The sequence below is a fragment of the Phycisphaerae bacterium genome, from assembly GCA_035384605.1.
Taxonomy (GTDB): domain Bacteria; phylum Planctomycetota; class Phycisphaerae; order UBA1845; family PWPN01; genus JAUCQB01.
In genome coordinates, this window is sequence record DAOOIV010000151.1 from 1 (window position 1) to 10,314 (window position 10,314).

Annotated in this window: 12 protein-coding genes; all 12 read right to left on the minus strand. The window is 61.2% G+C overall.

The window, feature by feature from the left end:
* Nucleotides 1-12: 12 nt before the first annotated feature.
* Nucleotides 13-636 carry a hypothetical protein gene (locus tag PLL20_20255; GenBank protein HPD32333.1) on the minus strand — a complete coding sequence of 208 codons (624 nt, stop codon included), beginning with the start codon at nt 634-636 and terminating at the stop codon, nt 13-15.
* A gap of 535 nt (nt 637-1,171) precedes the next feature.
* A complete protein-coding gene (locus tag PLL20_20260) occupies nt 1,172-2,017 on the minus strand; it encodes a PEP-CTERM sorting domain-containing protein (protein HPD32334.1) in 846 nt (281 codons plus the stop codon).
* Nucleotides 2,018-2,719: 702 nt separating this feature from the next.
* Nucleotides 2,720-3,490, minus strand: coding sequence for a hypothetical protein (locus PLL20_20265; GenBank protein HPD32335.1), 771 nt, complete (start codon nt 3,488-3,490; stop codon nt 2,720-2,722).
* A 168-nt stretch (nt 3,491-3,658) separates the two neighbouring features.
* Nucleotides 3,659-4,444: a hypothetical protein gene (locus PLL20_20270; GenBank protein ID HPD32336.1), complete on the minus strand. Its 786-nt coding sequence runs from the start codon at nt 4,442-4,444 to the stop codon at nt 3,659-3,661.
* A gap of 251 nt (nt 4,445-4,695) precedes the next feature.
* Entirely contained in the window at nt 4,696-5,364 is a 669-nt protein-coding gene (locus PLL20_20275) for a hypothetical protein (protein HPD32337.1), read from the minus strand.
* Nucleotides 5,365-5,818: 454 nt separating this feature from the next.
* On the minus strand, nt 5,819-6,388 hold the full coding sequence (locus PLL20_20280) for a PEP-CTERM sorting domain-containing protein (GenBank protein ID HPD32338.1): 570 nt from the start codon (nt 6,386-6,388) through the stop codon (nt 5,819-5,821).
* 124 nt (nt 6,389-6,512) lie between these two features.
* Nucleotides 6,513-7,751 carry a hypothetical protein gene (locus PLL20_20285; protein HPD32339.1) on the minus strand — a complete coding sequence of 413 codons (1,239 nt, stop codon included), beginning with the start codon at nt 7,749-7,751 and terminating at the stop codon, nt 6,513-6,515.
* Nucleotides 7,752-8,257: 506 nt separating this feature from the next.
* Nucleotides 8,258-8,461, minus strand: coding sequence for a hypothetical protein (locus PLL20_20290; protein ID HPD32340.1), 204 nt, complete (start codon nt 8,459-8,461; stop codon nt 8,258-8,260).
* Between the two features lie 51 nt (nt 8,462-8,512).
* Entirely contained in the window at nt 8,513-8,710 is a 198-nt protein-coding gene (locus tag PLL20_20295; GenBank protein HPD32341.1) for a hypothetical protein, read from the minus strand.
* Between the two features lie 38 nt (nt 8,711-8,748).
* The gene (locus tag PLL20_20300) at nt 8,749-8,928 is read right to left on the minus strand and encodes a hypothetical protein (GenBank protein ID HPD32342.1); all 180 of its coding nucleotides are present in this window, start codon (nt 8,926-8,928) and stop codon (nt 8,749-8,751) included.
* Nucleotides 8,929-8,966: 38 nt separating this feature from the next.
* The gene (locus PLL20_20305; GenBank protein ID HPD32343.1) at nt 8,967-9,497 is read right to left on the minus strand and encodes a hypothetical protein; all 531 of its coding nucleotides are present in this window, start codon (nt 9,495-9,497) and stop codon (nt 8,967-8,969) included.
* Between the two features lie 494 nt (nt 9,498-9,991).
* Nucleotides 9,992-10,314 (minus strand): helix-turn-helix domain-containing protein (locus PLL20_20310; GenBank protein ID HPD32344.1); only part of this gene is annotated, 323 nt, incomplete at its 5' end.

The window sequence follows — 10,314 nt, forward strand, 5'->3', positions numbered from 1 at the left end:
AAGACTACATATTCAAACCGGCGAAATCTCTGCACTTTCAGAACGACGCTGGCAGACCTCGACGGTATCGACATAAATGGCGTAGTAACCGCTGAAGCTGCCGTTGACCTGTATGAAGATCGTCTCCCAGCCCTCGACGCAGGGCTGGATCAGCTCGAGTCTGTTCCAGTCGCCCCAGTACGGCTCGGTCCAGATCACGCTCGGGGCATTCGGATCCGTCCCGCCGAGCGGGTCCTTGCCCAGGCGGACCGTCAGGGCGTTGGGGGTCTGGTTCCAATTCCAGTCGCACGACATCATTTTCACCCACGCCTGGATGTGCTTTTCGCCGTTGGGGACATACTCGTCGTAGAACCTCTTATACATGCCGAAACTGCGGCCGCCCCAATGGCCTTCCTGGATGCCTGCGATGCCGTCCACGTCATCGGTACGGTACGTAGGATTGAACAAGCTGAACCCATTGCCCGCCGGATTGCTCATCGTTCGGTCGCCGTAGGTCGTCCAGCCATTCATATCCTGGTCCGGCAGGAACTCGTCCTCGATATAGACGATTGTCCCCGGCGGCGCATCAGCCCATACCGTTGCAGGAATAAGCAGCACTACTGTCAGCACGCACCCGAATATTGTTGTTCGCCTCATGTCACGTACTCCTCTGCCCTTAACGGGCGTGTCGCCGTGCCTCAAGCTTCTCAGGCCGTCGCACGGCGCCTCTCCTTCGATTTCTCGTTTGTCGACCGCTCACGCGAGCGGCCTTATCGGCGTAACCCCAACACGCCGTGTTCTCTCCTCGGCGTGCTTTGATGCCCTTTTTACCCGGGGCGGCCTCCTGTTCGTCCCTGACCAGTGCCGGCGGCCGGTATCCCAGGCTGCTCCTCAGCCAAGCTCCGGCTGAAGCCCGCGGCCATCGGCCACGGATGAATTCCTCAATACCTCTGACTCCGTCCTGTTGACGGGGCCGCATGCCATCTTGTCGTTCCTCCAAAAGAATCTATGTGCCATCAAAGGAATCGGTCCGGTACCTGCCTGTCAGAAACCCGGTCCCACACGCCTGTCTCTCGCCTCGCCTCCTCGATCGTGCCGCCCGCTGCCTGCAAGGCCGCAACTCGCGCTCCCAGCCCCCCCTCGCCGGGGTGCTTTTCCCCTGCCCCGGCGGGGGGGACTGGAGGGAGAGAGCTTATGAACACCTGCGACGCCGCCGCAGAAGCAGCCCGCCCAAGGTTAGCAACGACAGCGTGGCGGGTTCGGGAATGAGAGTCCCGCTCGCCGTGATGTCCGACACGGAGACGAAACCCCCTGCCCCACTTGTCCACCATGCACCAGCGAAAACCTGCATCTGCGTCATGTCGCCTGTGAAGCTCAAGCCCGCGGGATAGTACGTTCCCTCGACGCGGATCAACTGGTTTACGATGTCGACGCCGTTACCGTTGATCGTGGCGATCATCGAGCCCAACGTGGGGGTAATCGCGTGATAGACAATGGTAATGTTGTAAGTGCCGCCCGTATTGGCTCCCTTGGTATCTTGCCAGGGGTCGACACCGTCCCGATCGAACCATATGTACGCCGTATCGTAGCCGCCGAAGGGCGGCGAGACAACCGTACCGGGGTCCGACGCGTACACATCATAGTCTCTTTCGTCGCGCCCGCCGGAAGCGCTCAGATTGTGCTTGTCGTCGAGATCGAGCAAGTTGGGATTTGTGGCCAGGTCGCCCACCAGCGAGGTCATCCATCCACCTGCACCGCCCTGATATGTGTTCCAAGGACCCGGGTTAAAGTCGCCGGCGCCGACCTGACGAATCCCAACCTCCACGTAAGGCGTTTCGGAGGACGACGTTTGCGTAACCGCGCTTAAATCAATGCTGTACGTCAATACGAGATCGCTCCGCGTCAGATCCCAAACATCGCTGTAATGTCCGGCAGAATACGGAGGATAAAAGGTCACACCTCCATAATGAATCGTCTCGGCCTGCGTGGCGCAAGCCAACATACCACATACGCAAATCATTATCGTCGTTGTTCTCATCACGTGCACAAAGACTCCTGTTGTTACGTTTCTGAATTCACTTCAACTCCAGGCCGCCGCACATGCGACGGTCCACCGCATTCTTCACGTACTCCTCCTCCGAGTCAGTCGGCCGCGCCGCGGCCTTTTGCGGCCGTTGCACGGCGCCTTTTCTTTGATTTCTCGTTTGCCGGCCGCTCACACGAGCGGTCTTGCTGGCATCTCCTTCGCGCGCCGCGTTGTGTCTCCGGCGTGCCTGCAACCCATGTTTGCCGGGGCTGCGTCTCGTCTTGTCGTTCCTCCAGGAATACTCATGCGTCATTCTCACAAACCCTTCATCGGCGCGAACGCGTCAAAGGACGCCCCGTCGGCTTCAGAGCGGTCGGGCCGGTCTGTCACGCAGCCAGGGCCAGCCTGGCCGAATGTCGCTCCGCCGGGTCGGGCTCCGGATCCCACCGGCCGTGAACCAGCCTCAGCCTGCCTCGCCGCGTTCCTCGTCCTCGCAACGGCCGGATCAGGTTCGCAAGCACCGGAGGCAATACCCGAACTTCTCGACGGAGCTGCGTTGTGTTCTTGTTCCCAAACATGACACCCTCTGCTGCGTTCACTCGGGCGGGTCGCCCCGCCGCTTTTTCCGCCACGACACCGGGCACTCACGCCTCGATGCGGGTCGCCCCCCCGCCGGGCACCTGTCGGCCCCGGCGGGGGGACACTGGAGGAAAGCTATGCTCGCCTGCGACGCCGCAAAAGCAGGCTGCCCAGCGCCAGTATCACCACCACCCCAGGCTCCGGCGTGATCACGAAGGCCATGTCCAGCGACTCACCTGTCGTCGGATCGCGCACTTCCTGCCAGGGCGTGTATTCGCCGGGGATATAGGCAGACCAGACCGCGTCGTCGCCCCAATGCGGGCTTATCGAGGTTTTCCAGCCCCAGTCGCCGTAGCTACACATCACACTGACATCCAGCCAGTACGTCTTTCCCTTTTCCTGGATGAACGGGTCGGGGATGGTGTTGATGTTATACTGCCAGGTGTTGATGTGATTGTTCTCGACCCAGAACTGATTATAAGGATCGTACCACCCCTGTTGCCCCGTACCCCAGGGCCTGACCTGCACTTCCGGGGGGTAAAAGATCCGCAGCCACAGCAGCTCGCCCGGCTTGCTGAATTCCGGCCCAGGGCCGTCCGGGTCGGGAATGTCCGCGTGGATGCTGATCTGATACCAGCGGATGTCGCCCACGACTTCGTTGTACCATGATCCCCAGAAATGTACGTCCTCCACCGGGCCGGTCTCGGTGCACAGCCAGTCGTCGGCCAGCACCTTCGTGTATTTGGCCTTGACGTCCCAGCCGTTGGGATCCGGCAACTGCGCATAATGCATCTTACATGGATCGCCGATCTGCCAGTCAGCCAACACCGGCCCGGCCATCAGGGCAGCGACCACCAGCACCGCCAGGCTGGGCAATGCTGACAACGCTAAAAACCCGTTTCGCATTGAAACTCCTTTCTGCTGATCTCCAAGCCGGACCGAAATACTCTGCCAGCAAGGACTTCCCGCCTCCAGAGCAGATTGTCCGTATTCGACTGTTTTGGACGCTCGTTGATGCGGAGCGTCGTATTTCCTTTCCCGGTTCAGCATTGCTGAACCACGCTGTGCCTTCCGTCAGCACCGCATCCGCCGACGCAGAAGCAGGCTCCCCAGGGCCAGAAACACCACCGCCGCCGGCTCCGGCGTGATCACGAAGGCCAGGTCCAGCGAAACACCTGTGAGCGGATCATGCAGTTCTGCCCAGTCCGTCGGTTGCAAGGGTTCCTCGTCACGCCAGACGCCATCATCGTTCCAATGGTCCGCTGAAGTCTTCCAGCCCCACGTGCCATAGTTGCACTCCATACTGATGGCCAGCCAGTAGATCGTTCCTTCCTGCTGGATGAACGGGTCAACAATATTCTCAATGTTGTACTGGAAGTACAGCTTGTGGTTGTATTCCTCATATTCAGACGTGTTGGGATCATACCACCCCTGATCCTGGGTTCCCCATTGACGGACGGCGACCTCCCCAGGATAGAAGACCCGCGTCCAGAGCTGCTCGCCCGGCTTGCTGAATTCCGGCCCAGTGTCGTCCGGGTCGGGAATGTCCGCGTAAATGCTGATCGTGAACCATTCGAAGGACGGTACAGGCGGGCCTGCATCTCGGAACTCATCCTTATACCACGACCCCCAGAAGTGCAGGTCGCTGACGGGACCGGTCTGCGTGCATAGCCAGTCATCGGCCAGCACCTTCGAGTAGCTCGCCTTGACGTCCCAGCCGCTCGGGTCCGGCAACTGCGGGTAGTGCATCTTGTACGGATCGCCCACATCCCAGTCGGCCAGCGCCGGCCCGGCCGTCAGGCCCGCGACGACCAACACCGCCGTCCCGGGCAACGCTAATAGTAGTAATGCTTTGCTCATTCGCACTCCTTCCTGCTCATTTCCAAGCCGGAAAAGAACCTTTCGGCGCCGAGGCCCCTGTGCCTCCGGAGGGCATGTCAGCGTTTTCATGCTTGTGCACTCCCTGGTCATGAGCGGTTCTTTCTAGTGTGATAACTCGCACATTTCAGACGTACTCTTTTGATCTCCTGCCCGTGGGCCGCCGCACCACGGCGGTACGACGGCCTCGTTCTCCTCAAGGACAAGGACTTGGGCCCTTGCCCGACGACCCCCTAAAGGCGACGACGCCGCAGAAACAACGCCGGAAGCCCCAGCAACAGCATCATCGCCGGCTCGGGGGTCAGCGTTATGGCGTCGAGATACATGCTGCCGCTGAAACCCCCTCCACTGCGACCCCACTTAAAGGCAACGGTGACCACCCCGGACGGCACGGATGTGAGCGTCTTCGTGGTCATTTCCCACGAGTCGCCCGGTCCACCGCTCGTTGCCACGGTAGGCAGGTAGCCGCCAGGCAAACCGGAGACTCCGCCCCACGAATCTCGCTTCCAGATCATGTACGGAGCGGATTTCTCGCCGCTGTCAATATCGTTGATGTCCGTCACCGCGTAGTCGTACAGCAGCACCTCGGCCCAATTGACGTTGTTGCTCGTCGCTCGGACCCAGGCCTCCAGCGTGACCTCCTTGTCTGTTGGCACGGCCACGACTTGGTAAAGGCCGAAGCTGCCCTCACCGTTGCTGATCTGCAGGCGGGCTCGCGACTGCCCATCTACCATCGTTCCACTACCGGTCTGCACGACAGCTTGGCAGTTCACGCACCAGGGAGCGTGCCAGTAGGTCCAGCCGCTGATATCGCCGGTCTCGAAGCTGCCATTCTGTATAAGGTTGGCAAAAGCCGATGTGGCCGTTAGCAAAATACCGCATGTTAGAAAAACCTTATTCATCTTAGCTCCTTATGACACTGTTTCTTTCGCTTTTCGTTTGCCGGCCGCTCACGCGAGCGGCCTTATCGGCGTAACCCTCGCACGCCCGGTTCTGTCCGTGGCGTGCCTCTCGCGCCCTTTTGCCCGGGGTGGCCTCCTGTCCGTCCGTGGCCAGTCCTTGCGGCCGTTGTCCCAGGCTGCTTCTCAGTCCTGTTTTGGCTGTCGTCCACGGCCGGCCGCCGCGGATACACATCAGGCCCCGTCCCTTTCGCAGGGCCCCGTATCGTCTTGTCGTTCCTCCCGAAAACCTCATGGATATTCCTGCAAAGGCTTGTCACTCTTTTGTCCACACTCCTGTTTGGTCATCTTCCCTCAATCAGGCTGCCCGGCGGCTGATGCCCGTAGCCCGGCCGGACCTCCCGCCGGGCAAGCATCCTTCCTCCCCCGGCCCGGCGGGAGGAACCGAATACCATCCTCAGGCTCTCCGACGACGCAGAACCACGCCGCCGAGGCTCCCCAAAACCAGCAACGCCATCGCCCCAGGCTCGGGAACCCATTTGACCGCGTCAGCGTACATTGAACCGCTGAGGTCTACCCATGCATTGCTGACCGTGACCGACGCAGGACCCGCATTGAAGGTATAGGTACCCAGGGAAACCCACTCGTTAGCCGTCGCACGCTGATCCACCAGCACTGCGGTGATGCCGCCCGCGTGAACTATCCGATGCTCGATATTAGCCCTGCGGTTGGCTCCGGCACCCCAAGTCACAAACACCTCATATTCACCGGCTACAGGCAGGTCCACGGTGAATGTGGCCTCCTTCAGGCCGGCGAGAGAACGATAGGTGCTGCCATAGCGAGAACCGACACCTATAAGACCCTCAGCGGTGCTCTTCGCGCCTGCGTTGGCCCACACGCCGAACTCAGCGTAGGCTGGCGCTGGGGTCAGATTGCCGGCAGCATCACGGCTCTCTACAATGAACACCGCCTGCGCCGCCGTTGCGGCCATGCACAGAATTGCACAAATCGTTACCAGTTTCTTCATTGTTTGATGCTCCTGTGTTTTCCTTCTATCTATTCACTGTGAAGAATATTCCTCTATTTGCGTTTCTCGTCCCCTCGCCGGACGCCTTTCTCCGCCCGGCGGAAGGACTCACGTTCGTGCTCCGCTACCTCCGCCGTCGAAGCAAAAGACTCCCCAAGCCCAGCAACACCACCCCCGCCGGCTCGGGAATCACAGCCACGAAGCCTCGATAGGTTCCGTCTGCAAGGACCCCGCGGCCAGCAATCGTCAGACCATCGGGTGTCACGCTTATACAGCGCTCCAGGTATTGCCAGGCACTAAGATCAACGCCCTGGGACGTAAGGATATCCTGGACCAATACACCGGTCGTGTTGCCGTTCTCCCAAACGGTCGCCCGGTAACCGGTAAACGAGTTGCCAGCACGGTCTTTCCCGTTCCAGGTGAAGCCGACCGCCGTGCCGTTATCCGAGACATCGAAGCTGTTAGATTGCTGAACTCCATCGATGTCACCGCCGGCAGGCAAAAGCTCAACACTGTATTCAGACCCCACTTTCCAGAGAAAAGCATGGAGGCTGTCATCGCTCACCAAAGCCAATGGCTTCATGTACCCTGACGCGTACAAGCCGCCAGCGGACATGCCGTTACCCTGGCCCTCGCCCGTGGAATTAGGATGCTGCGGGATTGGGGTAACATCGCCATTGTTGGCAACATCTGCATAGATCGCACGCTTCCCTCCGTTGTCGGTCCCAACCGCCAGTCCGGTGTTAGAAACGCCGTTCAGGACTGTGTCGCCTGTCCCTTGCTTTTCCCAAAACGCCCGAGGATTGGTACCAACCTTGTTTTGCGCGACGCCGTTGACGTACTTGTAGGCCACCGCTTCTTTACCGTTGTGCCGCTCTCCGACAAGCCAGCCGTTGCCGGTGGCAGCGTCGATGGACAGACAGTTCATCTGGGCAACCTTGACCTCGCTCGTAGTACCGTTCATCGTGTCAAGATAATAGTTGGTAGATGGCGGTGAGCCCGCATCGTAGGCTCGGCCAAGGGCAGAGTTGGAACCGACAGCACCGGCAACCATCAACCCGGCGGAGGTGTAGGCAATGCCGCGACCACTGGTCCCTGCCTTGGGTTGGAGCAGAGTAGTCGTCAAGTCGCTGACTTTGATTATCAGAATGCCGTTGGCACCATCGTAGGGTCCTCCGGGATTGTACGCAGTGCCAACTACGTAGGCCCCGTCGTCGGTCATGCCCTGGATGTGATACCCAGAGGCGGCATTCGCGTTATTCGTGCCCGAGTGCGTCGCCGGGAGCACCGTGAGACCAACACCCATGACGCTCGTCGCCCCTATCATGACCCCCACGGCAATCAAATACATCTTTGTCTTCATCGTTGTTCGTACTCCTCTTGCGCCCGGTCGAATCCGAAGATGTGCGAGACCAATCAGTTTCTTCATTCGAGTCATCTCGGGCGCTTCTTCGCCCTTGCGGGCGAGTCTGGCCGTGCCGCGGCCTCGTCCGGCCGTGCACGGCACTACTGATTCACTTTTTCGCATGCCCTCCGGCATGCCGGCCGCTCACGCGAGCGGCCCGTTTGGCGTAACCCCCGCACGCCGCGATGTTGCCCGGCGTGCATTCGCACACCCTTTTGTCCCGGGGCGGTCTCCCGTTCCTCCTTGACCGGTGCTTGCGGCCGTGATCCCGGGTCATCTTCTCTTCTCCTTCTCTTGAATCACCGCTGATGTTTGCGTCCAACGGCCGCGGGTCGGCAACCCACGACCCGGCCCTTGTCGGGGCCGCGTTTCGTCTTGTCATTCCTCCCAGAAAAACCATGATCTGTTCCCACACCAGGGCTTGTTGGTTGTGGACGCGCCGCGGGTGTTCCCGGGGCCCGGCTTCAGGCGGCCAGGGCCAACCTGGCCGAATGCCGCTCCGCCGGGTCGTGCCCCGGATCCCAGTCCCAGTAACCCAGAACCAGCCTCAGCCCGCCCCGGCGCGTTTTCCGTGATCGCACCACCAGGGGCCGCACCGGTTCCGCGGTTTCCAGCCGCAGCACCGGAACTTCCCGACGCGTCTGCGTTTTGCCGCTGTTTCCAGACATGACGCCCTCCACCTCGTTTGCCGGGGCGGGTTGCCCCGCCGACTCTTCCGATCAGGCCGCCCACCTCACGCGCCGCGGTTCGGCCTTTCGCTCGCCGCGCACCATGTCGCTCATGTACGTGCTGCGGACATACGCCCGCGGAAACCGGCGCTCGCTGCGCCGATCGATCTCGGCCGCAACCAGCTCGGACAGTGCGCAGAGCTGGTCGTCATCCATTCGCCTCATCCATTTGCGCAATCGCTTGTCCATGGCAGAACTCCTTATCTCTCGCAGATCTCCTCGGTCACTCACGCCGCCCGGCGGACGCGCGCCGTCTGACGAAGACGACGGACGCAGACGCCGGCACGGCGATCAAGCTCCTCATCGATTACCTTTTTGAGGCGGGATCCGGTCAGGATGCGCAACAGCAGCAGATGTTCACCGCTGCATCGGCTGAGCGTTTTCTTCTGAGCTTCTGTCAGAGACATGATTCTTTCCTTTCGTCATGAATCACGAACACACCTCGTCAGGCCACCTCTGGCCATAACTTCTTCTTCCTTGTCCCGCGTTCGGGGGCGGCGCCGGCCGCGGCGCCCACCGTCTTGGGAAGAGAGAACACCACCTGGGTAACCGGCTCCGCCTGTTGCGGCCTGTACCGGCCGTGGGCGAGGCTCGCTCCGGAAGGCGTGGTCGCGCCGACCATTGCCAGCACGGCCTGCTCGATGAGTTCCGGGTCGGCCGAGGCCATATAACAGCTCACGCCGACCGCGCGAACCGTCCGCTCGAGCTCGTGGCCCTCGTACGTCGCGACCGTCACCACCGGCATGCCCGGACGCAGCCGGCGCACGCGATCGAGCAAGTCCAGGGTCTCCGCCGAGTCCAGCGAAACCTGTATCACCAGCGTCTCGGGCTCTGCGTCGCGGATTCTCTGCACCGCCTGGCTTGCACTCGTTGCGCGCAGCAGCGGCCACCCCCGGCGCATGAGAAGACGGGCCAGCGCCGGGGTCACCACGCGGTCCAGAACCACAACCAGGACGGGTTCACTTGCTCGGGACATCTAATTCTCTCCTGTCGACGCCTGCTGCGCGACCCTTCCGGACACAAGCGGCGCCCAACCGTGCGCGCGGGCCCTCCACGCTGAACGCCTGGCCGTCCCGTTTTGAGCGCGCATCCGGCGCGACATGGGCCAACCCGGCAGGAGGCGTGCCGCGCAACCGGGCGGCGCGCAAGCTGAGCAACCACAAGGCCTTTGAGCGGAATGAACGAGAGAGAGGCTTTGCCAGGAATGTACCATTGTGGTACCGCCATGGCGGGTCCGTGCGCCGCCGTCTCCTGCGCCGGCGGCACTTAGCGAACATTTGTACCGGAATGGCTCACTGTGCCGTTGTGGTACAGCAGGCGCGCACAACGCGTGCCAGGAACGCCGATCGTGCAATGGATAACGCCGTGGGGGTCAGAACCTTACGGCCAGACATCTGTGCGGCTTGCGCGCATGTTTCTGGATCGCAGAGCGCTTGGCTCGCAGCCCGCAAAAAGGCGGTCCGCCTTGGGCTATTGACGGTTGATGTGCAGGCCGTAGGCCCGGATCTTGCGATACAGCCTGCGCCGATCGATCTGCAGCATCGCGGCGGCAAGAGACTTGTTGCCGCCCGCCGCCTGCAAGGCGCGAGCGATAAGGGCTCGTTCGGCCACTGCAAGAGGGACTACCGGAGAATCGTCACATGCCAGATGCGAAATCGAAGCGGCCCGGACCGACGCCGGCAGGTCGCGGGCGGTGATCGTGTCGTTGCGGCAAAGGACACAGGCGTGCTCGATGGCGTTTGCCAGCGTCGTTCTGAAAGTGCAGAGATTTCGCCGGTTTGAATATGTAGTCT

What these genes read in the sequence shown, in the direction of transcription:
- PLL20_20255 (HPD32333.1), bottom strand. Translation starts at nt 636, where the DNA reads ATGAGGCGAACAACAATATTCGGGTGCGTGCTGACAGTAGTGCTGCTT.
- PLL20_20260 (HPD32334.1), bottom strand. Translation starts at nt 2,017, where the DNA reads ATGAGAACAACGACGATAATGATTTGCGTATGTGGTATGTTGGCTTGC.
- PLL20_20265 (HPD32335.1), bottom strand. Translation starts at nt 3,490, where the DNA reads ATGCGAAACGGGTTTTTAGCGTTGTCAGCATTGCCCAGCCTGGCGGTG.
- PLL20_20270 (HPD32336.1), bottom strand. Translation starts at nt 4,444, where the DNA reads ATGAGCAAAGCATTACTACTATTAGCGTTGCCCGGGACGGCGGTGTTG.
- PLL20_20275 (HPD32337.1), bottom strand. Translation starts at nt 5,364, where the DNA reads ATGAATAAGGTTTTTCTAACATGCGGTATTTTGCTAACGGCCACATCG.
- PLL20_20280 (HPD32338.1), bottom strand. Translation starts at nt 6,388, where the DNA reads ATGAAGAAACTGGTAACGATTTGTGCAATTCTGTGCATGGCCGCAACG.
- PLL20_20285 (HPD32339.1), bottom strand. Translation starts at nt 7,751, where the DNA reads ATGAAGACAAAGATGTATTTGATTGCCGTGGGGGTCATGATAGGGGCG.
- PLL20_20290 (HPD32340.1), bottom strand. Translation starts at nt 8,461, where the DNA reads ATGTCTGGAAACAGCGGCAAAACGCAGACGCGTCGGGAAGTTCCGGTG.
- PLL20_20295 (HPD32341.1), bottom strand. Translation starts at nt 8,710, where the DNA reads ATGGACAAGCGATTGCGCAAATGGATGAGGCGAATGGATGACGACCAG.
- PLL20_20300 (HPD32342.1), bottom strand. Translation starts at nt 8,928, where the DNA reads ATGTCTCTGACAGAAGCTCAGAAGAAAACGCTCAGCCGATGCAGCGGT.
- PLL20_20305 (HPD32343.1), bottom strand. Translation starts at nt 9,497, where the DNA reads ATGTCCCGAGCAAGTGAACCCGTCCTGGTTGTGGTTCTGGACCGCGTG.